Source organism: Sporosarcina psychrophila (genome assembly GCF_001590685.1).
Taxonomy (GTDB): Bacteria; Bacillota; Bacilli; order Bacillales_A; family Planococcaceae; genus Sporosarcina; species Sporosarcina psychrophila.
The window spans coordinates 3,775,836-3,800,797 of record NZ_CP014616.1; the positions used below are offsets into that span (position 1 = coordinate 3,775,836).

A 24,962-nucleotide genomic window follows, 5' to 3' on the forward strand; every position below is an offset into this window, starting at 1 on the left:
AAACTGCATTTCCATTAGAAATTAAGTACAGAGTCATTACATTCCGTTATACAATTCCCTAACTTACCAACATCAAAATTTCCGCCCGAAACGATAACACCGATTCGGTTAGATGAAACAGGTAATTTCTTATTCAAGACAGCAGCAACCGCTGCGGCTGCCGCTCCTTCAACAAGCATTTTCTCGCGTTCTAACATGAAAAGAATGGCTGATGAAATTTCTTGTTCCGTCACTGTAATCATATCGTCTACATAATTGTGAATGATATCCATCGTTACTTTACCAGGTTCTCTGACGCAAATCCCTTCTGCTATCGTCGGTAAAAAGTGAGTCAGATTACTTTTTCTACCGTGATAAGTCGAAGCAATTGCAGGTGCATTTGCGGCCTGAACGCCAATCACTTTTACCGAAGGCCGTATTGTTTTCACAGCAAGTGCAGTCCCTGCTAAAAGTCCTCCACCACCTGCTGGTACAACAATTGTATCCAAGTCCGGTTGCTGTTGCAGCATTTCCATCGCAACCGTTGCCTGACCCTCAATAATTGTTATATCATCGAAAGGATGGATAAACGTTGCACCTGTTGCCAGTTGTTCAGTACGAGCGGCTTTATAAGCCTCATCGAAATTTTTCCCAACTAGCTTAACAGTTGCCCCGTATTTCCGGGTAGCAGCCACTTTTGCCGCTGGAGTCGTTTCAGGCATGAATATTGTAACTCTGGCGCCCACTTTCCGTCCTGCCAATGCAACACCTTGTGCATGATTTCCCGCAGAAGCCGCAAGTAAACCTTTCGCACATTCTTCTGCTGTCAGTTGAGAAATTTTGTTGAACGCGCCGCGTACTTTAAACGACCCTGTCTTCTGTAAGTTTTCAAGTTTCAAATACACTTCGGATTGTGTCCATTCATTCAATGTCTCCGATTGTTTAATAGGTGTGCGGTGAACAATTTCAGTTAAGCGTTCAAATGCTTCGAATAAGCGCGCTGTTTCATACAAATTCCCAATTACACCATCTCCCTTTTAAGTTAATGTTTACGCGTTTTGATGTTGTTTTTCATAGTTAGAAATTTGTTCTTCATATTGGAAAGTCAAGGATATTTCATCCCAACCATTTAATAACATTTCTTTATAGTACGGGTCGATATCAAACGAATAGGACTTGCCATCCTGCCCTGTCACCGACTGTTTAACAAGATTAACTTCTACTGAGTAAGGATCTTTTTGCCCACTTGCCAACAACTCTTCTACTTCCGACATTGTTAATTTAATTGGAAGCAAACCGTTTTTCATACAGTTATTATAGAAGATATCCGCATAGCTTGGCGCGATGACGACATTGAATCCATAGTCTAAAATCGACCACGGTGCATGTTCACGAGAGGAGCCGCACCCAAAGTTTTCTTGAGCAACGAGGATTTTAGATCCTTTGAACCGCTCATCATTCAGTACGAAATCTTGAACTTCGCTTCCATCAGCATTATGTCGCCAGTGATAAAACAAATATTTTCCAAACCCTGTTCGCTCAATTCGTTTCAAGAACTCTTTCGAAATAATCTGGTCGGTATCGACGTTTTTACGATCGAGCGGCGTTATGACGCTAACAACTTCATTAATCGGTTCCATCTAATCATCCTTTCCTCAATTATGAATGAACAGCTTCCAATTCCCGTACATCTATAAAATGGCCTGCAATTGCTGAAGCTGCTGCCATGGCCGGACTTACAAGATGTGTCCGTGCCCCTGCCCCTTGTCGTCCTTCGAAATTTCGATTAGATGTTGAAGCGCACCGTTCACCTACAGGAACTACATCATCATTCATTGCTAGGCACATACTGCAACCCGATTCCCGCCACTCGAATCCAGCTTCAAGAAATACCGAATCTAATCCTTCATCCTCTGCCTGTTTTTTAACAGTGCGTGAACCAGGAACGACAATTGCTGTGACAGATGGATGGACTTTCTTCCCTGCAATCACTTTTGCCGCTGCACGTAAATCACTCAATCTTGCATTTGTGCATGAACCAATGAAGACATGCTGGATATCAATCGACTTCAGCGGAGCACCTTCTTCAAGCCCCATATACGTTAGTGCTTGTTTCAATGCGTCTTTATCCGATTCTGATTCAAAATCTTTCGCATAGGGAACGTTCGCTGAAATACCAGAACCCATTGAAGGGTTTGTTCCCCAAGTCACAAATGGTTCGATTTCATCTGCATTCATTTCAAGAATCGTATCATAGGCTGCACCTTCATCTGTTGCAAGCGATAGCCAGTGTGCAGCTGCCGCTTCAAATTCTTGACCTTCGGGAACATATTTGCGTCCTTTTAAGTAAGCAACAGTTGTTTCATCTGGGCTTATTAAACCAGCTTTCGCCCCTGCTTCAATGGACATATTACAAACGGTCATCCGTTCTTCCATCGTCAAATCACGGATTGCTTCACCCGTAAATTCAACAATATGACCTGTGCCCATATCAATTCCGAATTTGGCGATAATTGCTAAAATGACATCTTTTGCGGTAACACCGAATCCAAGTTTACCGTTAATGCGGATTTCCATTGTTTTCGGTTTTGATTGCCACAATGTTTGTGTCGAAAGGACATGCTCGACTTCACTAGTTCCGATGCCAAATGCAATTGCTCCGAACGCCCCGTGTGTGGATGTATGGCTATCGCCGCAGACAATTGTTTTACCAGGCTGTGTTAGTCCAAGTTCTGGCCCGATTATATGGACAATTCCTTGATCTGGATGGTCCATATTTGCAAGTGGGATTTCAAATTCATCACAATTTGTTTGTAATGTGTTTATTTGTTTCCGAGCAATTGGATCTTTAATCTCATCACGGTTTCGTGTCGGAACGTTATGATCCATGGTTGCAAAACAGAGATCGGGTCTGCGCACGGTACGATTCGCAAGTCGCAGCCCTTCAAACGCCTGCGGAGAAGTCACTTCATGTAGTAAATGAAGATCGATATAGAGCAAATCAGGCTTCCCTTGTTCTTCGTAGACGATATGCTGATTCCAGATTTTCTCGATGATATTTTTCGCCATATGGCAGCCCTTCCTCTCTGATCAATTGAATATGGTTAAACGTATGAAAACATAATGCTATTCGAGACGAATTGTGTATCAAGTTCGTCAATGACTTTGTCCGTCCACTCTTTTGTCGATAAAACCCGTTTACCCGGTTCTACAAGATCGGCTGTGAAGAAACCGTCTTCGAACACTGTGTTAACTGCTTCTTCAATCGCTGATGCTTCCGTGTCTAGGTTGAATGAATACTTCAACATCATTGCAACGGATAGAATCGCTGCAGCTGGATTTGCTAAACCAAGTCCTGCAATTTCGGGCGCGGAACCGTGGACTGGTTCGTATAATCCAAAACCATCCGAACGGATACTTGCTGACGGAAGTACGCCAAGTGACCCTGTGATTACAGATGCCTCATCACTTAGAATGTCTCCAAACATATTTTCCGTTACGACAACGTCAAATGCTGCCGGATTTGTAATCAATTTCATAGCAGTGGAATCGACTAACATATGCTCCACTTCAATATCTGGATATGCTTTCTTCTTTTCTTCAACAACTTCACGCCATAGCTTACTCGTTTCAAGTACATTTGCTTTATCAACAGAAGCTACTTTCCCTCTACGTAAGCGAGCAATTTCAAACGCTTTAACAACAATACGTTCAATCTCTTCGCGTGTATAAACGAGTGAATCCACTGCGGCATCTGCCGTCCGACGACTTGGTTCTCCGAAATAAAGACCACCTGTCAATTCCCTGACGATCATCATATCTACATCTTTTGCCACTTCTTCTTTTAGAGGAGATGCATGGAGTAAGGATGGTACAGCTTTCACAGGCCGAAGATTAGCAAACAAGTCGAAATGTTTCCGAATCGCAAGTAGTCCTTTTTCCGGTCTCAACGCTGATGGATTTTGGTCCCATTTCGGACCCCCTACAGCACCGAGAAGTACCGCGTCACTCGCTTCACATAGTGCTACCGTTTCATCTGGAAGTGGATTTTGATGTTTGTCAATTGCAACGCCGCCAATTACTCCGTACTCTACATGGAAGGTGTGGCTAAAACGTCTTGCAATCACTTCAAGTACCTTCACTGCTGCTTCAGTCACTTCTGGGCCGATTCCATCACCTGGTAATACTGCTACTTTCTTCTCCATAGAACTTCTCCTCCTTATTGTTTTTGAATCTATTTATGCTCACTATATTAAGTTGAAATAAAAATTCCATTGACTTCGCTTCGACGCTGGGGATGCCTCCCGCCATAAGCCAAGCAGCTTCGCCACTAGTCTTATTGCTTCGGCTACCCCTTTAAGGCGCCTTCGCTTAGTTTGTATAGGTATTTATTTGTTCAATGTAACTGGTTAAATCACAGTTACTTTTGTTTTTGATTGCTTTTTGACCAATTGTCTGTTGATGGCATTAAAGTATGCTTTAGCAGATGCACCCAATACGTCCTGCGCGACATCGCGTCCAATAGATACTTCACCGTTAATACTTAGATTAACTACCGCTTCACCGAGTGCATCGCGTCCTTTGCCAATCGATGTTACACGGTAATCTAGAATGTGAACTTCGCCTTCAACAAGTAGTTCCAACGTATTAAAAATCGCTTCAACTGATCCCGAACCTGTTGCTGTCGCAGTGACCGTTTCCCCGTCCGGATTAACAGCCGTGACGGTTGCAGATGGAACATTCGCAGTTGCATACTGAACTTGAACATCTTTAAATTTATAAACAGGTACATCATTATTTTGAATTTGTTGATCTGTAAATAATACAAATAGATCATCTTCTGTAATTTCTTTTTTACGGTCTGCAAGTTTCTTAAATTCGACAAACGCTTCATTTAACTTCTCAGCACTAAGATCGAAGCCCATTGAAATAGCACGGTCACTAAATGCATGTCTGCCAGAGTGTTTTCCTAGCGCAAGCGGTTCAGTTTTATCTCCAATTAATTCAGGAGTAATGATTTCATATGTTTGGCGATTTTTTAGGTAGCCATCCTGGTGAATTCCTGACTCATGCGCGAATGCGTTCTTACCAACAATTGCTTTGTTTGGCTGAATGACAACGCCTGTCAATTGGCTGACGAGCTGGCTTGTGCGTTTAATTTCGTGTAGATTAATACCTGTTTCCAATCCGTAATAGTCTTTGCGGATATGGAGTGCAACAGCAATTTCTTCAAGCGCAGCATTTCCTGCCCGCTCACCAATACCATTGATTGTACCTTCGACTTGGTCCGCACCATTTTCAATCGCTGCAATTGAGTTGGCTACAGCAAAGCCTAAGTCATCATGACAATGTGCAGAAAGCTTCACTTTATCGATACCGGTCACGTTTTCTTTCAAAAACTTGAATAATGCACCGTATTCTTGAGGTGTTGCATAGCCGACCGTATCAGGAATGTTAATAACTGATGCGCCAGCTGCAATTACTTGATTGATGATGCGTACTAAGTACTCCCGATCTGAACGGAATGCATCTTCCGCAGACCATTGAACTTGCGGGAAGAACTTGCGGGCATATTTTACAGCTTCTACTGCAATTTCGACGACCTGGTCAGGTGTTTTCTGAAGCTTATATTCCATATGGATAGGTGAAGTTGCTAAAAACACATGTAGATGAGGTTGTTCCGCACCGCGAAGTGCTTCCCAAGATGTTTCGATATCGCTTTTCATTGCGCGGGCAAGACCAGTTACCGTCGACTTTTTCACTATATTTGCAATACGTTGCACTGCTTCAAAATCACCGGGGGATGAAGCAGGAAACCCTGCTTCGATGATTGTTGCCCCGAATTTTTCAAGCTGTCGTGCAATTTCTAATTTCTCCGCTGTATTTAGGTTAATACCTGCAGATTGTTCACCGTCCCGAAGTGTTGTGTCAAATATGTCAATTTTTCGCACTACCCACCACTTCTTCCTCTTTTGATTTCGCACCTTCGTTGACGAAAGGCATCATTGCGCGAAGCTTTTTGCCAACTACTTCAATTTCATGTTGTGCTTCTGTTTCTTCAAATCGATTGAAGTTCGGACGCCCATTTTCATTTTCTGCAATCCATTCTCTCGCAAATTTACCTGATTGAATGTCTGTTAGTACATCTTTCATACGCGCTTTTGTATCCGCGTCAACAATACGAGGTCCTGAAACGAAATCTCCCCACTCAGCTGTGTCTGAGATTGAGTAGCGCATGCCTGCCATTCCGCCTTCATACATAAGATCGACAATCAGTTTTGTTTCGTGCAATGTTTCGAAGTAAGCAAGTTCTGGTTGGTAACCTGCTTCTACTAGTGTTTCAAAACCTGCTTTAACAAGTGAAGTCAACCCGCCACATAGTACCGCTTGTTCACCGAATAGATCTGTTTCAGTTTCTTCTTTGAACGTCGTTTCAAGTACGCCGCCACGTGCTGATCCAATCGCTTTTGCATACGCAAGAGCTACGTCTTTCGCTTGGCCTGAAACGTCTTGATACACTGCGAACAATGCTGGAACACCTGCGCCTGCTTCGAATGTTCTACGAACGAGATGTCCAGGTCCTTTTGGTGCAACTAGGAATACGTCAACATCAGCAGGTGGAACGATTTGACCGAAGTGAACGTTGAATCCGTGTGCGAAAACAAGTGATTTACCTGCTTTAAGTGCCGGTTCGATTTCTTCGTCATAGACTTGTTTTTGTCTTTCATCCGGAAGTAGAATCATGATAACGTCCGCTTTTTCAGCAGCTTCACGCACAGTCAATACGTTTAGTCCGTCTTGTTTTGCCTGATCAAATGATTTACCTGGGCGAACACCCACAACAACATTAAATCCAGAATCGTTTAGGTTTTGCGCATGTGCATGACCTTGTGATCCGTACCCGATGATTGCTACTAGTTTATCTTTCAAAAGTCCTTCGTTGATATCTTGGTTATAATACATTTTAGCCATAATTGTTTTCCTCCTAATAGTTGGTTTTTTTTAGTTTGTATAATGCTGTCTAGACTCCAGCGCCTAGAGGCTCGGGTCATAAGTCGGTCCGGCTGTGCGGCAAAGAACGCCGCTTCGCCAGCCCATCTTATGCCTGTCGCCTCTGAACAGGCGCTTACGCTTTTCTTATTTCAAAATAGATAACTGAGGTAATTGGACTTTCTGTGTTTCACGAACAAATGCCGTAGCGCCTGTTCTTGTCAATTCTTTAATGCCATATGGTCTGAGCAAATCGATAAACGCCTCGATCTTTTCCGGATTTCCAATCACTTGGTACGTGACGACATTTTTTCCAGTGTCGATAACCGTTGCCCTGAATGGTTCGATGATGCTGTTCATTTCACTTCTAACATGCGGAGGTGAAATGACTTTTACTAGAGCTAGCTCACGCATAACGATTGCTTTATCCGTTATGTCATTAACTTTAAGAACATCAATTTGTTTTTGCAGCTGTTTGACGAGCTGTTCAATTTTCCGTTCGTCTTCTACATTGACGATGAACGTCATTTTCGATCTGCCTGCTATTTCGGTGTGACCAACTGTGATACTTTCGATATTGAACTGCCTTTTCATCAGCAAGCCGGTCACCCTATTGAGCACGCCACTTTGGTTGATAACAGTTACCGTAATAACTCGTTTCATAGTTTACTCACCCCGATCATTTCATGTAGTCCTCTACCTGGTGCAACCATCGGATAGACGTTTTCCAGTTGTTTCACACGGCAGTCGATGAGAACGGGTTCATCAGATAACAGTGCTTCTTGGAATACCGCTTCCGCTTCTTCCAATGTGTCAATCCGATAGCCTTTAATGTCATACGCCTCTGCTAATTTCACAAAGTTTGGCTGAACCGGCATCAATGATTGTGAGTAACGCTTTTCGTAAAACGTCTCTTGCCATTGACGAACCATTCCCAGACAGCCATTGTTGAGAATGATAATTTTCACAGGAATGCGCATTTCTTGTAACAGCGACAGCTCTTGCGCCGTCATTTGGAATCCAGCGTCTCCTACAATTGCAATGACACGCGCTTCCGGCTTGGCGATTTGTGCACCAATTGCCGCTGGGAACCCAAAGCCCATTGTGCCAAGTCCGCCTGAGGTTACCCAATGATCTGGATTATTCAGTGAATAGTACTGAGCCGTCCACATCTGATGCTGTCCTACATCCGTTGTGACGATTGCATCGCCTTTCGTAATACGATGAATGATTTCAAGCGCTTGTTGTGGAAGAATTGTTCCTTCATCATCGTTGTCATACCACAGTGGAAACTTCTTGGCGGATTCTTTTAAGTATGTCAGCCAAGTCTCTGTTTCTGGTGACTTGAATTGTTGTTTCAGCAACGCTTGTAATGCTTCTTTGGCGTCTGCCACGATTGGGATTTCTGTCGGTACATTTTTGCCGATCTCAGCAGGATCGATATCGATGTGGATAATTTTCGCGTTTGGTGCGAATGATGCCAGATTGCCTGTCAGTCTGTCGTCGAAACGCGCGCCGATATTGACAAGTACATCACACTCACTAATGGCCATATTGGATGTAACTGTTCCATGCATACCAGCCATTCCTAGGAATAGTTCATGATCTCCACGGATACTGCCAAGGCCAAGTAGTGTATTTGTTACGGGAATCTGATGTTTCTCCACGAGTTCTTTCAATTCATCCATCGCCTGCGCATGCAAGATACCTGCACCTGCTAGAATAAGTGGTTTTTTCGCTTGTGAAATGGCTTCTGCTGCTTTTTGTATTTGTAAATAGTTCGGAGTCGTTGTCGGCTGATAACCTGGTAAATCTACTTCCGCGTCCAAGTCTCCAGTTGGAATGAAGAGCCCCGTTGCAATATTTTTAGGAATATCAACGAGTACCGGTCCTGGGCGTCCTGTTGAAGCAATGTGGAATGCCTCTTTGATAATTCTTGGGAAGTCAGATACATCATTCACTTGGTAGTTATGCTTTGTGATTGGCTGCGTGATCCCAATAATATCCGCTTCTTGGAACGCATCAGTACCAATGACTGTATTGGCAACTTGCCCAGTGAAAATAACAAGTGGCAGTGAATCCATCATTGCATCCGTAATTCCAGTTACCAAGTTTGTCGCGCCAGGTCCAGATGTCGCAATGACGACGCCAGGTTTTCCTGAAACACGAGCATATCCTTCAGCCGCATGAATTGCGCCTTGTTCGTGACGTGCAAGTATGTGGGAAATAGGGTTTTGATACAATGCATCATAAATCGGTAGTACAGCTCCTCCAGGATAACCGAAAATAACTTCGACACCTTGATCCTTCAAAGCTTGAATGAGTACAGCAGACCCATCTTTCGGTTGTTTGGTCTGTTGTGGCTCTTGCACAGTCTCTGGCGCCATTTCCTCTACTGCTTGCTTCGTTTGAACTTCAGCATTCATCTATAAACTCCTCCTTACTTCTACTTTTGAATAATCAATCTTCTTGTCGAAAAAAAAAGCCTTTTCATCCCACGCAAAGAACTTCTCCTTTACATAGGGATGAAAAAACTTTTCATGGTACCACCCTTGTTCGCAGCAATCTAGCCGCCTCATGAATAGACTAGGTCTATTCTTTATATAACGAGCGCCGATTTCTCTACGCCCGGGATTGCCTACTATAATTTCAGCAATCCACTCCGGGGTGATGTCGCAACTAGTTGTATTACCGGCTTCCAGCATTACCGGCTCTCTGTGAATACAGGTTCTAATTACTTTTGCCCCATCATTGATTTTCACTATTAAATTTTCATAACTCCGCCTGTACTTGCAGATGTGACAAGCGCTGAATATCTAGCTAGATAGCCTTTTTTAATTTTAGGTTCGAATGGTTTTAAGTGTGCTCTTCGTTTTTCTAGTTCTTCATCGGAAACTTCAAGTTCAATTGTCCGATTTGTTAAATCGATTGAGATGATATCACCATTTTCGACTAGTGCGATAGGTCCGCCTTCAGCCGCTTCAGGTGAAATGTGGCCAATCGAGATACCACGAGATGCCCCTGAGAAACGTCCGTCTGTAATGAGTGCTACCTTCGTTGCCAGCCCACGTCCTGCAATTGCTGCAGTAGGTGCGAGCATTTCTGGCATTCCCGGTCCACCTTTCGGACCTTCGTAACGAATAACAACAACATCACCCGCTTTTACTGTTCCGTTGTCGATTCCTTCTTGTGTATCTTCCTGAGATTCAAACACAATGGCTTTTCCTCGGAACTCTGTAATCGATGGGTCAACGGCTCCTACTTTGATGACGCCGCCGTCCGGTGCAATATTACCGAATAGAACGGACAAGCCACCTACAGGACTGTATGCATTATCGTGACGTCGAATGACTTCATCATTGAGAATATGAGAATCTTTTACGTTTTCATAAAGCGATTTACCAGTAATCGTCATCCGGTTTGGACTGACGGCTCCTTCGATTTCACAGAGCTCTTTAATAATTGCACTGACACCGCCAGCAAGATGAACATCATGCATTGTGTAGTCAGAAGATGGACTAATTTTGGATAAATAAGGAATACGTTCAGCAACTTTGTTGATATCACGAACATCGTATTCGATTTCTGCTTCGTGTGCGATTGCCAGTGTATGGAGGACTGTGTTTGTAGAACCGCCCATTGCCATATCAAGTGCAAATGCATCATCGATTGTTTCTTTCGTTATAATGTCACGCGGTTTAACATCTTCTTTCACCATGCGAACAAGATGTTCCGCTGCTTCTTTAATGAGTCTATGTCTTTCATCCGAAGTGGCAACGATCGTTCCGTTACCCGGAACTGTCACTCCCAGCATTTCCATTAACGAGTTCATGGAATTCGCTGTGAACATTCCTGAACAAGATCCGCATGTAGGACATGCACTCTGTTCAATGTCTAGCAGCTCTTCAGCTGTCATCGTACCTTGTTTGTAAGCTCCAACACCCTCGAATACCGAAACGAGTGATAAAGGCTTACCAGTCGATGATACACCGCCTTCCATCGGTCCGCCTGAGACGAATACGGATGGAACGTTCGTGCGAACTGCTGCCATCAACATGCCTGGCGTAATTTTGTCGCAGTTTGGAATGTAGAATACGCCGTCGAACCAGTGAGCGTTGATAACCGTTTCTGCAGAGTCTGCGATGAGTTCACGGCTTGGTAATGAATAACGCATACCAATATGTCCCATTGCAATCCCATCATCAACACCGATTGTGTTGAACTCGAACGGAATACCGCCTGCTTCACGAATCGCCTCTTTGACGACTTCCGCGAATTTATTCAAATGCATATGACCTGGAATAATATCAATATATGAGTTACATACACCGATGAAAGGTTTGTGCATATCTTTCATTCTAACGCCCGTTGCGTACAGCAGACTTCTATGCGGTGCACGGTCTACACCTTTTTTAATCATGTCACTTCTCATTGGTTTTTCCATTGTACTCACCCCTAATCAAATCACTTACATGTTTACATCTGTTTATCTAGTTGTCTAGGTTATGTAGTTTGTGAATTGAATCACGAACTGAATTGGATTGATGTCATCATATCTTGGATACCCACTGGAGTCAACAGTGTTTTTAAAATTGTTAGCCAATTATGAATAGTAGATTTAAATGTATCCGCTTACACATCAGTTATACAGCGATATATCACATATAGCACATTTAAAAAACTTTTAAATTTATTTTTCATGAATTCAATTTTCAATGATCTTTTCCGATATGAGTACTTTTCTAAAAGCTTAAAAAGCACAATCGCCTGCTCAGCACGATGAGGTTGTTCATTAGTGAAAGAGTTGTGATTCGGAGTGTGGATTGTAGATCGCTTGGCGCTTTGGGGATGCGCTGGAGTTTTCATTATTGAAAGTGATTTTGAGATGTATAGACTTAGATTATAATGTGATTACTATTTGATACTAATCTCATTGAAGAAAGACGTACTACAGACTGCAGGTCTTATCTCCGACAATGAAATACACTTTCTAACATAGATTTATCCAGCGCATGCGCGTCTTCGTGGTAGCTGGAGCGATAAGACTGAAAACGGTTTTCTTTCTGGCTTATCGCGGGAGGCACCCACAAAGCGCAGAAGCGATATTAGCAGGATTTCCGATTCGTTCCCTATATTGCGACTGTTGTTAAATGCATTCCCATGTTTGAAGTAAACTGTATTTCTAGATGTCATACCGATACCGAAATGCACTTTCTACATAGACCATCCAGCGAAGGCGCGACTTCGTGGTAGCCGGAGCGATAAGACTGAAAGTGGTCTTCTTTCTGGCTTATCGCGAGAGGCATCCACAAAGCGCAGAAGCGATATTAGCAGGATTTCTGATTCGTTCCCTATATTGCGACTGTTGTTAAATGCATTCCCATGTTTGAAGCAAACCGTACTTCTAGATGTCATACCGATACCGAAATACGCATTCTACATAGTCCATCCAGCGAAGGCGCGACTTCGTGGTAGCCGGAGCGATAAGACGGAAAGCGGTCTTCTTTCTGGCTTATCGCGGGAGGCATCCACAAAGCGCAGAAGCGATATTAGCAGGATCCCCCATTTTCACCATATATTAAGACTTTTTCAACGGCCCAGGGGCTAGCGGCTGGAGTCTAGATAATAAAAAACCACTCCAGAGGCGTTTACTGGAGTGGTTACTTATGAGGACGACAGTCACCTACGTGAGTCAAATCCCTATTGGAATGATGTACATACCTGTTTCTTTATCGTTTTTCACAACAACATCAACCCCGTAAATTTCTTTTACAGTTTGAACGGTGATAACTTCACTAGGTGTACCTTTGGCAACGATTTTTCCATCTTTCATCGCAATAATGATGTCACTATAACGTATCGCCTGATTAATATCGTGTAAAACCATGACGATTGACATACCATGTGTGCGATTTAAACCCTTGATCAGTTCCAACAATTCATATTGGTAATAAATATCAAGATAAGTCGTCGGTTCATCTAATAGCAGGAAGGGTGTTTTTTGCGCTAGCGCCATCGCAATCCAAACGCGCTGCATTTGACCTCCAGACAATTCGTCAATTGGTACTGTTCGCTTATCTGTCAGATTGGTACACGCGAGCGCCCACTCAATTGCCTGTTGGTCGTCATCTGTCGCTGAAGTGAACAAACTCTTATATGGAATCCGGCCATAACCCGTTAGTTTTTCGACGGTCATATCGGATGGGGCATTATTTTGCTGATGCACAACGGCTAATTTTTTCGCCAGTTCCTTCGGTTTAAAATCAGAGAGTGCTTTGCCCTCTAATAGAACTTGTCCACTTTGCGGATGATTATTATTGGCCATCACGCTAAGTAGTGTCGATTTCCCACAACCATTTGGCCCGATAATCGTCGTCACTTTCCCACTATCAATCGTACTGTTGACGCCATGCAACGTATTTACTTTTTTATCGTAGGAGAAAGTAATAGCCTTAATGTCCATAAATACGATCACTCTTTCTCAGCAAGAATATGAGGAAAGGTCCCCCGATGACAGCCATAATGATAGATGCCGGGATTTCATTGGGTGCTATAATTGTTCGGCCTAACGTATCCGCCGTTAAGATCAGCAAGGCCCCTGCCAGTGCTGAAAACGGAATTAGCACTTTGTGGTCCGTTCCCACCAATGACCGTCCAATATGAGGTATAAGCAAGCCAACAAAAGCAAATAGACCTGCAACTGCAGTTGCAACTGAAGCAAGCAGAACAGCCACTAACGAAATCACTAATCTCGCTAGATTTACATTAACCCCTAAATTTTTCGCAGTCTTATCATCTAACGCCAAGTAATTGCACCACGAATAAACGACAAACGACAACACGAGGCCAATCGTTCCATATAAAATAAGTACATCGACATCACTCCACTTTTTCATCGTAAGCGTTGAGGTCATCACTTGACTCATCGATTGTGTAAGTGCACTTCCGCTAAAACCAAGTCCTTGGCTCAGCCCTGTGAATAAGGCATTCACCGCTATTCCGATTAAAATCATGCGCAGTGGATCAAGCCCGGATCTCCAGGACAGTGAGTACACGAGGAAAAATGCCAAAGCTCCGCCCAAGAAAGCAAAAAGAGGAACGAAAAAGTACAGTGTCGGAAAAAAAGCGACTACAACTATGGACATAAACCCGGCACCCGCAGAAACACCAATTATTCCTGGGTCTGCTAATGGGTTACGCATTACTGCTTGCAATAGTACACCCGCCACGGATAAAGCTGCTCCTGCAAATAGAGCGATTAGAATTCGTGGAAGCCGTAAATCCTTAATGATAGCAACCTGATCATTTGTCCCCGTTATTAGTCCATGAATCAGTTCGTACGGCGTGACTTTAATACTTCCCATTAGTGCAGATTGAATGCTAACTAGTATGAGTAGAATAATGACGCTGATAAAACTGAGCGCCTTTTTATTTTTCCGTAACATTATTATCCCTGCCTTTAGTTTGGATACAACATTTTTTGCAGTTCGCCCAATGCTTCGACTGCTGCTAAACTGCCTGTTGTTCCAAATAGAAGTTCGTCTAAATCATAGACACGGTCATTTTTAACAGCTTCGAAATGTTGCCAAACGTCATTCGATTTGAACTCATCGTCAAACATTTGAATGACCTGTTCTGGCATACCATGTGAAGCTCTTAAAATGATATCCGGTTTTGCTTGCTGTAAGTATTCTGTATTAGAAGAAAGAAACTCTACTTTTTCTCCTGTAATGACATTTTTACCGCCGCTTCGCTTAACGAGGTCTCCGATATAGGAATGTTCTGTTGCAACTAGATAACTCCCTGGAATACCAAGTAAAATGAGCACAGTAGGCTGGGCTTTACCTTCTGATAGTTTATGAATTTCGGCAACTTTCTCTTCGAATTGATCGACAATCGCTTTCGCTTGTTTTTCGCGATCATACTTCTCACCTAAATGTAAGATTTCGCTGTGCATTGCGTCTATGCTTTCCAAATTTACATAAGTCATATCGATGTCACGTTCGTCAAACATCTCTTGCAAATCATATTTCAACGTTGTCACAGATAATATTTCTGTCGGTTTCAGTGACAAAAGCATTTCCATGTCTGGGCTCATCGGATTCCCGACCTCTTGTACATCGGTGTAGCGTTTCGGCAAGTCTTTGTAACTTGATGGTATCCCGACTAAATCGATTTCTAGGGCATCCATAATTTCCGTCAACGCAACCGTTGTAGCAACGATCCGCTCACCCGCTGGTTCGGTATTTTCTTCATTGGATGAAGTGCCTTTTTGGGACGAACAACCAGCTAGGACTACAGTAGCTAGAAGTATATAGAAAAGATTACGTGCTTTTCGCATGTTCATTAACAACTCCTTGTAGCTTATGTAAAAAAGGGTCTCGCTTTCGTTCTCAAGACCCGACTACCATGTACCTCTTACTTTTCAGTCCGTGTGCGCTGTCTCATAGCAAAGACAATAACTCCACCAAGAATAAGTATCGAGAAAATGACGATATACCATATAGATTTCGAATTCGACTCAGATATTGAATCTGCTTCAACTTCAGCCTCGTTTGCTTCATTCGTTACTTCAGATGACTCTTCTTCTTTTTCTGCCGCTGTTTGATCTTCGGCAACGATTTCTTCTTCACTCGCCACAGACTCAGCTTCTTCTTTCGATTGCTCAGTTTCAACAGTCGCTTTTTCTTCTGCGGTTGTAGCTGACTTTACACTTGCGACTTCTTTAGATTCTACTGGTTTCGCTTCGTTTTTTTCTTCAGTTTTCGTTTCTATTTTTGTTACAGCCTGTTTGTTTTCAACTGGCTTAGGTGTTGCAGTCGCCTTTTCCGTTACTGAAGGTTTGGGCGTTGGTTTCGGTGTTGGTTGTACTGGTTTAGGTGTTGGTTTAGACGCTGGAGGTGTTGCGGGCTGCCCGGCGACAGGCGCTAAAGGGATATTGGAACTGTTAAATTTGAAGCGGATATCGTATTTGTTGTCATATGTAAAACCGGGTATGCCCGTTACAATGACATGAATTTTGGCATTTACCAATTGCTCAATGTCTGTCACTTCAAATTTCACAACGCGTTTATCATTTGCCGTATCATTACTTACTACTTGTACATCGGCAAATCCACCGCCTGCTTGCACTTTAAAGTATTGCCACCAAGAACTGTTTTTCAATGTAACAACGGCATACGTTTTACCGTTTTGAACGATTACTTTCGCCGGACTAACCATATAGTCAGCTGTCGTCGATTGCTCATTACCTGTATCTTTTAACACTGTAAACGGAACCGTGTACTCGCCATCGGCATATTTGGAAGCCGCAGCTGCTTTGTCAGGTGCAAGTGTGGGAAGTATCGTAAATAAAGCGAATAATACTGTCATCATAAATACGGATTTTTTTTTCAAATCATTATCTCCTTTACCGAAAACATTTTAATCAGTACAACGCCGGCTGTCACAAATGGTGCAGTGACGCCGGCATTGATTGATTGTATAAAATTATTTTTGAAGTGTTTCGAGTAAGTAATAAACCATTTTAGAACCATGTGCGCGTGTCGCGTTTGCTTTTGGTTCGAATAGTTGTTTACCTTTTACTTCTTTACCGCCAATGATACCAAGACCAGCTGCCAAGTCGACAGATGTTTTTGCATATGCAGTAATGTCTTTCGCATCTGCAAACGCAACATCATTTTTCACGCCTTCTAGTACACTTGCATCTTTGTATTCAATTGCACGGATAATCATAGTAGCCATTTGTTGACGTGTGATTGCTTCATTCGGACGGAATTTCCCATCAGTTACGCTGATGATACCTGCACGGCTTGCCGCTTCAGCTTCGTAAACGATCCAGTCCATGTTTTTTGTTACGTCAGAGAATGTTCCTTTATAATCTTGTTTCGGAAGTTCAAGTGCACGTGACAATAGGATGGCAAATTGTGCTCTTGTAATTTGATCATTTGGAGCAAACGTTGTAGCCGTTTTTCCTTTAACGATTTGTTTTGATGCAAGTGACTCGATGTAAGGTTTTGCCCATGTTTTGTCGATATCTTTAAATGTTACGGGTACTACTTCAACAGGCGTTTCTACTTCTTCACCAGGTACTTCTTCTATTACAACTGGTTTAATAGTTGCTTTGTCAAAAGCAAGACGTACAGAATAGTTCCCTGTGTGGTTCGCTGCTGCTACAAATACTGTGAATTTAGCATTGATAATTGTTGATAAATCAGCTACTTCAAATTCAACAACTCTTGTGTTTGCTTCTACATCTGTTTTTACAACAGTTGTATCTACGAATTTACCAGCTTGTTCTACTTGGAAAGCTGTAATTTGTTCATTGTTCGTAAGTGTCATTGTAACAAGGTTTTTACCGTCTTTCACAGAAAGTGCTGCTGGTGTTTCAAGGTATCTAGTCATTGATGAATCTTTATCTTCTTCTTCATGCAATGCTTTGTAATCGATTGTATATGCACCGTCTTTAATTACTTCTGGTGCTGGTGTTACGGGTACTTCGGGAGTTTCCGGTTTTTCAGGAGTTACTTCCGGTACTTCCGGTACTTCTGGTACTACCGGAGTTTTGCTGTCATCGAATTTCAAACGGATATCATAGCTGTGGTCATACTCGCCTAAGCCTGGTACACCCGTTACGATAATATGGATTTTAGCATTCAATTCTTTACTAAGATCTTGAACTTCAAATTTAACAAGTCTAGTATCCGCTGCCTTATCTTCACTGATTACTTCTGCATCTGCGAAGTTTGTTTCTTTAAATGTACCTGGTTGTTTTGTTTGGACTTTCAGTGACTGCCACCACTTACTGCTTAATAATGTTACGTATGCGTAAGTTTTACCGTCTTCAACAACAATTTTCGCAGGGCTTTTCACATATTGAGCTGTTGCTGATTTATCATCATTTTCAACTTGCAATATATCAAGTGGTAGTTCAAATTCTTGTTTCACCGGTGTAGTTACTTCAGCTGCTTCGAATTGGCTAGCAGGTAGTACAGTAAATAGAACGAGTAGTGCTGAAAATAACATCATTAGTTGCTTTTTCATTCGTTAATCCCCTTTTAATGGTTTATTTTTTTACTTTCTTCGCGGAACTGAACTTGCGCACAAAAATAATCGCAATGATAGCGATTATTGCGAGCAATACATAAATAAGTGCTGTGCTACTTGTTGACTCATCTTTCTTTTCAATCGTGTCAACAGATTTTGATTCGGCAACAGGCGTATTAACAACAACCGCAGGAGCGTCTGTCAATTCCATCGTTTCTACATCTAGATTCAAACGGACCGAGTACTTGTGATCATACGACGGCTCCATCTCTTCAATGACAACATGCATTTGTAACAGCAACGGCTCTGTACTATCTCCGTCTACTTTAAATGCAATGACGCGCTTATCATTCTCAAGATCTTCACTGACCATATTCACGTCAGCAAATGATTCACCATTTGCCGATTTTATGAATTTAATCCATTTAGCATGGTTCACTGTGAATTGTAAATACTGCCCGTCTTTATCAATCGTCAGCGTTGCCGGTTTTTCAAAATAATCATTTGCAATCGATACGGAATCATTCTCAGCTTGCAACATTTCGTAGTCGACAACATATGTACCATCCGAGAGTTCGGCTGCGTGAGCATTAGGTGTATAAGAACCAAAAACAACACTAAAAAAAATGAGTAATGAAAGTGGTATGGTTAATCGATGTTTCAAAACACAATACCTCCTCCCTCCACACGGGAAGAATCCATAGTGAGAACAATTATCATCTATTACTCTTCCTATAATAGCTTATAGATTTGTGTTGTCAAACAACTTGCAAAGGCTTTCACAAACTGTTCACATGTGTGGTGACAGTCATCACAACAATCCTGACACAATTCAAAGAAAAACCCCCTCATTGTCAACTATGTGACATTAAGGGGGTTACTGATTTCTAAGGTTCGTTATGGTGTCACCGCATCCACTCTCTTCGCTTGGACTACAAGTCTATATTTGTTCGAGTTCGCAGGATAGCACGTAATTAGCGAGAGCAGCGCGACACCTTTTTTTCGGTCAAGGACATTCACTTCATTCGGCTTGACCACTTTCACATCAAACACTTCGAATTCCATGGATTCTTCAACTGTTTCATAAATGAAGCGAGTACCAACTTCAACTTCATGAAGACGATTAAAGAACGCACCAAACACATGGGCTTGGTGACCTGCGATAGCATAACTGCCATCTAACTCACCTGGCTCATCCATATCCGCTACAGCACCCAACGCTCTACTTAGGCTAACCGGATCAGCTCCATACAGCACTGGAGACTCTAGATTGATGACGGGAATGGACAATACCCCTTCAATTCCACTGGATTCTTGTTTTTCCCCACCAGAAGGTCCTTGTTCATCAGTTGTTATAGTCCTATCAAAATCGGCTTCCGCTTTGACCGAATCGAAAGCATCTAAAAGGTGGCTTTGCTGCTGTTTGCTAGTCATATTTCCCGCAATCAACCACACCAGCAAAAAAATGCTCGTCATAATCATAACGTTTCCAAGCCATTTCATTGTTTTTTTCATCTACGCATCCGCTCCCTTGCTCTTGAAATCACTTTGATTAATGAGCAAATCGACGGATACCCAGTCCAGTTGCAAGAAGAAGCAAGGCTAGTAAAGAAAGGATTATACTATCGAAAAACCCTCCCGTTTTTGGCAATACTTGTCCCATTCCATTGCTGGATGGAGGATTTTGGTTCATGCCAATTGTATCTATTGCAACAACTTCTGAAATGGCATTAGAACCAGTTGCGGCCCATACTATACCATCAGTTTCCTCCTCTGATGCTGAACTGGCACTATCTTCACTGTGTGTTATTCCGACTGTATCGTCACTTACGCCCTCTGTATTTTCATTCAGTGTAACTTCCTCGGTCACAGTACTCGGCGTTTGCTCCTCTATATTTACATTGGGTGACACACCATCTGCGTCAGAGCCTGGTTTTAAACCGGTCACATCTTCAGTCTTAGGTGGTGAAACTGTTTCTTCATTTTGGGTTGCGACATCTCCACCTTCATCTGGCGTTAAGCCAGTTGCATCATCTATAGGTGGAGTGAGTTCAGTATCTCCTTCGGTTAAACCGGGCTGCTCCACAGCAGCAACGGGCTGAATAGTTTCATTTGTTAGGATATCGACGTTGATATTTCCAATTGTATCGTTCCCAACAATTAATGAAACACCGCTATGTTTAGTAGATGTCATATTTCCATCTGTGTTCCTGTCTAGCGTAAGAACATCAACTGAAGTTTTATCTAATAACCCATCATCTAAATCGGATTGTAGCAAACCGGATGACAATGATGTAGTTTCCTCAGCGTTTTTATAGTGACTATCCAAAACGCCTGCATGTACTTCTCCGAGTACTGGCAGATCTTCTGCATTCAACTCTACTAATCCACCATCATACGATGAGGTTTCATCGCCTGACTGTGCATCTGAAAGAAGAACATCCAACTCGACTTCGTTTGTGATCGGCGTCGATAAGTCGATCGATGCGAGTGAGCTTTTGCTTGCAGCAGAGTTCTCATCTTGCATGCTGCTTTGCTCCACGACGGAGACATTCAGATCGTCGATTAGTCCACCAAGTGAATCGTCATCGGCTTGGATCAAACCAGATGACAATGATGTACTTTCCTCAGCGTTTTTATAGTGACTATCCAAAACGCCTGCATGTACTTCTCCGCGTACTGGCAGATCTTCTGCATTCAACTCCACTAATCCACCATCATACGATGAGGTTTCATCGCCTGACTGTGCATCTGAAAGAAGAACATCTAACTCGACTTCGTTTGTGATCGGTGTCGATAAGTTGACCGATGCGAGCGAGCTTTTGCTTTCCGCCGAGTTCTCGTCTTGCATACTGCTCTGTTCCACGACGGAGACATCCAGATCGTCGATTACCCCATTAGGATTGGTCAATTCTACAGTTGCAAGGGCAGATTTCTGTTGATTATCCTCTCCTACATCGCTGGTATTCGCAGAGACTGGACTTTTTGCTGGAATCTGTGCTTTCAGGTCTCCTAAAATTGGAACATTATCTGCTTGAATATCCACAATTGTTGCCTTATCTTCCTTGTCATTCAGTAGGTTAATATCCAAATTCAACGAGTTATCTTCTCCTGGTTCATCCGCATTCACAAATGAGGGGGAGAAGCTCAGTGTCAAGCACATCCCTAAAGTGACCCCAGTATACTTCATCCAATTGTTTTTCATTATTATTCCTCTCCTTTTTTATTATGTTTGTTTCACATTAAAAAAAGGAGTTTGTTGCGGCGGTTGCCCTGGAGGAGCATGTGTCCATTGAATCATCGCATGGTCATCTGATGCCATCCATTGCCTACCATTTGAAATAAGTAATAAAAATACATCAACTACTACCCCAAAACCTAAATCATTGTGTCCACTTATTTGTAATGGAGAAGTTGCTATTGAGGACATGGACGATGTTATGGTAGCTACCGAAAGATCTTTCCATTTTTGTCGGGGCTCGGTTGGCAGAGTAGACTTTTGATCCACCTCTTTTTGGAAGTTAACAGAGTCACCACCCGTATAATTTGTTAGTTGAGGCGCTACTATTTTCATAGAAACGAGATTTAAAGGATCTTTTGAAATAGGAAGAGCACTAACTATTTCCGATTCATCAGGAAGTCTATTCGGTCTATCACTAAGGCCTGTCTGTTCTTCCATTACAGGGTCCTCCTGTTTAATCAAATCAGTTGTTTCTTCCACTAGAATTATACGTGTTGCGTTTATTTGTCTTTGGTAGGATTTATCGCTCTCCATACTCATTGTTCCGCTATCATTTTGTGGTTCTTTACTTACCGTCTCGTTAGTCTCTACAACTGCATCTATTGGAGTACTGTCCGGATTTTTTTCTGTTTCATCTGCAACTGGTTTTACCTGAATTGGTAGAACCGAAGAAACCGTCTCCTTAACCGTATCTCCAACTTCCTTTACAACCGGGGTAACAACAGGGACAGTCGGCAATTCAGCTACAACAGAATCCACTGTCAGATTGACCGTTTTCAGCACTTCAGTCGTTGTTTGCTTCCCTAATTCTTTTACTCCTCCAACAACTGGAGCGACCACAGACATTTCCGGTAATTCATTTACGATAGAATCTACAGTATTCGTTACTTCAGTTGACGTAGTTCTAATCGTTTCAGTTACTGCTTCAGTCGTTTTTTCCACAACAGGTAAAGTGTTGTCAACCGTGTTTTCTAGTAAACTTTTTGTATTATTTAGTAGTGAAGATTCAGTCTCACTTTTCGCTGGCTCAGACAAACTCGTAACAGTCTGTTCTGTAAAAACAACTGTGTCTTTAACCGTTTCTCTAGCGCCATGCACCGACTCCTCTACTACCATTTCAATTGACTCTGTTGTGCTTTTTAACTCTGCACCGACATTCTTCAAAGTACCAGCCAATAAGCCGTCAGACTTTTCTACCGGCATTTTTTCACCATGAACAAAAGTTGGTGATACGAGAAAGAATGTTATACAAGTCACACAAACAATAAATATTTTCTTCACTCAATTCACCACCTTTCCAAAAACGACTTAGAGTTTTTTAATAATTCATTTATATACAGATACCCTTTGTTAAATCTACCAAACTACTTAAATGACAATAATAAATTCAGATTAATTTCGTAATAAGTGAAACCTTTCTGGAATATACTCGTAAATGGTAGTATACTTACAACTTAGTAGGTTTTTTACCAATAATTTGATGGGGGTTTTATTTCAATGAAGAAGATTATTACATGGGCATTGGCGTTCGTTTTCGCACTATCGTTCGCATTGCCACACGGATCAGCGGCTGCACAATCATCCGCAATGAAGTTAGTAGTAGATGGCGTCGAGGTTACTAGCTACGAGCAACCCTTTATGTCACACGATCAAGTTTTAATTCCGGTGGAAGATTTGTTTAAGGAAGCTGGCTATAAAGTTGCTAAGGACAAATCAGGTAAAGTTAACGTAACAAACACGTACTTGACTGTTGATTTCAATGCAGCTGCAAGTTCGATTGAAGTAGACGGCAAGAAAGCGGACACTGAATTCCCTCTTACTTTGCAAAACGCAGGAAACTATGTTTCTGGTGAGTTTTTAGCAACTTTAGAAGGTTTTGAAGTTGAAGTTTCTGAAGATCAAAAAACGGTTACCGTTACGACAAACCGTGTACAAGACGTCGCTGCATTCTTAGCAAAATCAGCTGCAGCTGACTTGAAAAGTGTTTCTTCAGCATTAACAATGGACATGAAAATGGAGTCATCTCTTGAAGAAAATGAAGCAATCAGCATGCTTATGGATATCAAGATGGACCAAATCAACGAGCCACTATCATTCTATACAATTACTAAAGCATCAACAGACTTTGCCGGCGAAGCAATTGAAGATATTTCTTCTATGTACCTCACAAAAGATGGTTATTTCCAACAAATCGGTGATGTATGGGTCAAGCATGATGATGAACTAACAAAAGGTTTACTTGATCTTTCAACACAAACAGATCTACTTGCACAATTAGAAGAGCTACAAAAGAAATTCACTAAAGGCGTTAACATCTTTGAATACGATGATGTATATGTAATGACACAAACTATTTCTAACGAAGAATTCGCTTCTATGATGGAAGAAGTAACTTCTTTACTTCTAGGATCAGGCTTAACTGAACCAGTTGTATCAGAAGATGTAAAAGCTACTCCTGTAACTGAAGAAGCTAAAACTGAAGAAACGAAAGTTATCGAAGAAGTAACTGTAGAAGCTACTGAAGAAGCAGTTGTCGTTGAAGAAGAGGCTACTGAGGGAGAAATTACTGAAGAAGTAGTTGGTCTTGAGGGTCTAGATTTCAACATCGAGGAATTCTATGTTGTTTCTACAATCGATAAAAAGACATTGTTCCCACTTGATACATCTGCAGTTGCAAATATTACAATGACGGTGGATGAGGATACAATCTCTATCAAATTACTTCTTGAAGGAACGTTCAGCAACTTTAACGCAGTTAAAGAAATCAAAGTTCCTGCTGATGTTATCAAAAAAGCAATCAGCATGGAAGAGTATATGAAACAGTTAGAGTTGGAGTTTGAAAAAGCTGAGGCTTTGAAGAAGTAAGTAGGTAAATAGGAAAAGCGGAACGAGCTCTGGGTGAGCTTGTTCCGCTTTTTTGTGCATATTTTATTTATTGAGACAAAATACTATTATCTTCTGTCAATGAGCTGTACAAATGGCAACTCATTCGCGAAGACAGTGTCTTTGATGTCCACATTATTAGCCGTATCTGTATTTATATAAGAAAAGTCTGCACTATTAATAATCTCGTTTATCATGTTAGTAATTTCTTCAAATGAAGCGTTTTCTCTATTCATTCCCAATAATTCCTTACTCACGACTAATCTTTTCTCTTTTCCAAGGTTAATATATTCTTCAGCACTTAACTCGCATAATGCATTGTCTACTAAATCATGTTTGTTTGTAGTCGCTAGTATTCTTAAAAAGTCCTGTTCTACAATCTCATTCTTTGGTAGTTCATTCTTGTAACAGTTTAGTTTATGTTCAAGCAAAGAACGGTGAGGACCGTGCCCACACAATGATATAGTAGATAGCAATTGATCGATTTCTACAGGATTAATTGCTTCTTTCATTTCTAGAACAGAAATGAATTCTCCCACTTTTTGCAAATCAATTAAACTCTTTAACCTAAACTCATATTCTTCTTTGTTATCGTCATAATAATAAAGGGAAATCAGAGAAGCTAGAGGTGTTATGTCCTCTATACTTAATTCAATTTTACTTTCTAAGTTAGTCAATAAAAGCTCAATATCCTTTGTTAAAATATTTTTTTCAACAAATGGGGTTATTGATAATTTATTGAAATCGATATTAGATGAATTAAAACCTATTTCACTTAATATTAGTTCAGTTGCTTCTGAAAACATATAAAAACCACCTTTGC

General features: G+C 41.7%; 20 protein-coding genes and 1 other annotated feature. Of the genes, 1 reads left to right on the top strand and 19 read right to left on the bottom strand.

Features of this window, described 5'->3' with window-relative positions:
• Positions 1–14 precede the first annotated feature (14 nt).
• From ilvA to AZE41_RS17960, 18 genes are all read right to left on the bottom strand, one after another.
• On the bottom strand, positions 15–992 hold the full coding sequence (ilvA, locus tag AZE41_RS17870) for a threonine ammonia-lyase (protein WP_156476086.1): 978 nt from the start codon (positions 990–992) through the stop codon (positions 15–17).
• Between the two features lie 36 nt (positions 993–1,028).
• Positions 1,029–1,619 (bottom strand): 3-isopropylmalate dehydratase small subunit, encoded by a 591-nt coding sequence (gene leuD / locus AZE41_RS17875; RefSeq protein WP_067212323.1) that lies wholly within the window; start codon positions 1,617–1,619, stop codon positions 1,029–1,031.
• Between the two features lie 19 nt (positions 1,620–1,638).
• Positions 1,639–3,048: a 3-isopropylmalate dehydratase large subunit gene (gene leuC / locus AZE41_RS17880; protein WP_067212325.1), complete on the bottom strand. Its 1,410-nt coding sequence runs from the start codon at positions 3,046–3,048 to the stop codon at positions 1,639–1,641.
• A 35-nt stretch (positions 3,049–3,083) separates the two neighbouring features.
• Complete coding sequence (leuB, locus tag AZE41_RS17885) at positions 3,084–4,184, bottom strand: 3-isopropylmalate dehydrogenase (RefSeq protein ID WP_067212328.1); 1,101 nt, start codon at positions 4,182–4,184, stop codon at positions 3,084–3,086.
• A gap of 204 nt (positions 4,185–4,388) precedes the next feature.
• Positions 4,389–5,930 (bottom strand): 2-isopropylmalate synthase, encoded by a 1,542-nt coding sequence (locus tag AZE41_RS17890; protein WP_067212332.1) that lies wholly within the window; start codon positions 5,928–5,930, stop codon positions 4,389–4,391.
• Positions 5,917–6,951: a ketol-acid reductoisomerase gene (gene ilvC / locus AZE41_RS17895; RefSeq protein WP_067212335.1), complete on the bottom strand. Its 1,035-nt coding sequence runs from the start codon at positions 6,949–6,951 to the stop codon at positions 5,917–5,919. Before ilvC ends, AZE41_RS17890 begins: the two co-directional genes overlap by 14 nt.
• Positions 6,952–7,116: 165 nt before the next feature.
• Positions 7,117–7,632, bottom strand: coding sequence for an acetolactate synthase small subunit (gene ilvN, locus AZE41_RS17900; protein WP_067212339.1), 516 nt, complete (start codon positions 7,630–7,632; stop codon positions 7,117–7,119).
• Positions 7,629–9,356: an acetolactate synthase large subunit gene (ilvB, locus tag AZE41_RS17905; protein WP_231885850.1), complete on the bottom strand. Its 1,728-nt coding sequence runs from the start codon at positions 9,354–9,356 to the stop codon at positions 7,629–7,631. Before ilvB ends, ilvN begins: the two co-directional genes overlap by 4 nt.
• Positions 9,357–9,487: 131 nt before the next feature.
• Positions 9,488–9,730: a binding site (T-box leader), on the bottom strand.
• Positions 9,731–9,733: 3 nt separating this feature from the next.
• A complete protein-coding gene (gene ilvD / locus AZE41_RS17915; RefSeq protein ID WP_067214050.1) occupies positions 9,734–11,401 on the bottom strand; it encodes a dihydroxy-acid dehydratase in 1,668 nt (555 codons plus the stop codon).
• A 1,260-nt stretch (positions 11,402–12,661) separates the two neighbouring features.
• Positions 12,662–13,432 (bottom strand): ABC transporter ATP-binding protein, encoded by a 771-nt coding sequence (locus AZE41_RS17920; protein WP_067212347.1) that lies wholly within the window; start codon positions 13,430–13,432, stop codon positions 12,662–12,664.
• The gene (locus AZE41_RS17925; RefSeq protein ID WP_067212349.1) at positions 13,422–14,414 is read right to left on the bottom strand and encodes a FecCD family ABC transporter permease; all 993 of its coding nucleotides are present in this window, start codon (positions 14,412–14,414) and stop codon (positions 13,422–13,424) included. Before AZE41_RS17925 ends, AZE41_RS17920 begins: the two co-directional genes overlap by 11 nt.
• Positions 14,415–14,428: 14 nt before the next feature.
• Complete coding sequence (gene isdE, locus AZE41_RS17930; protein WP_067212352.1) at positions 14,429–15,316, bottom strand: heme ABC transporter substrate-binding protein IsdE; 888 nt, start codon at positions 15,314–15,316, stop codon at positions 14,429–14,431.
• A gap of 71 nt (positions 15,317–15,387) precedes the next feature.
• Complete coding sequence (locus tag AZE41_RS17935; RefSeq protein ID WP_067212354.1) at positions 15,388–16,365, bottom strand: NEAT domain-containing protein; 978 nt, start codon at positions 16,363–16,365, stop codon at positions 15,388–15,390.
• Between the two features lie 93 nt (positions 16,366–16,458).
• Positions 16,459–18,012, bottom strand: coding sequence for an NEAT domain-containing protein (locus AZE41_RS17940; RefSeq protein ID WP_067212357.1), 1,554 nt, complete (start codon positions 18,010–18,012; stop codon positions 16,459–16,461).
• Between the two features lie 22 nt (positions 18,013–18,034).
• Positions 18,035–18,679: an NEAT domain-containing protein gene (locus AZE41_RS17945; protein ID WP_067212359.1), complete on the bottom strand. Its 645-nt coding sequence runs from the start codon at positions 18,677–18,679 to the stop codon at positions 18,035–18,037.
• Between the two features lie 233 nt (positions 18,680–18,912).
• The gene (locus tag AZE41_RS17950) at positions 18,913–19,530 is read right to left on the bottom strand and encodes a class D sortase (protein WP_067212361.1); all 618 of its coding nucleotides are present in this window, start codon (positions 19,528–19,530) and stop codon (positions 18,913–18,915) included.
• Between the two features lie 37 nt (positions 19,531–19,567).
• Positions 19,568–21,220, bottom strand: a complete 1,653-nt coding sequence (locus tag AZE41_RS17955; protein WP_067212363.1) for a hypothetical protein — start codon at positions 21,218–21,220, stop codon at positions 19,568–19,570.
• A 21-nt stretch (positions 21,221–21,241) separates the two neighbouring features.
• Entirely contained in the window at positions 21,242–22,537 is a 1,296-nt protein-coding gene (locus tag AZE41_RS17960; protein ID WP_067212370.1) for a hypothetical protein, read from the bottom strand.
• Between the two features lie 216 nt (positions 22,538–22,753).
• Here AZE41_RS17960 and AZE41_RS17965 point away from each other — a divergent pair, with 216 nt between their 5' ends.
• On the top strand, positions 22,754–24,121 hold the full coding sequence (locus AZE41_RS17965) for a DUF6612 family protein (protein ID WP_067212372.1): 1,368 nt from the start codon (positions 22,754–22,756) through the stop codon (positions 24,119–24,121).
• Positions 24,122–24,207: 86 nt separating this feature from the next.
• On the opposite strand, the gene AZE41_RS17970 is transcribed toward AZE41_RS17965, so the two are convergent.
• Entirely contained in the window at positions 24,208–24,945 is a 738-nt protein-coding gene (locus AZE41_RS17970) for a hypothetical protein (RefSeq protein WP_067212374.1), read from the bottom strand.
• Positions 24,946–24,962 lie beyond the last annotated feature (17 nt).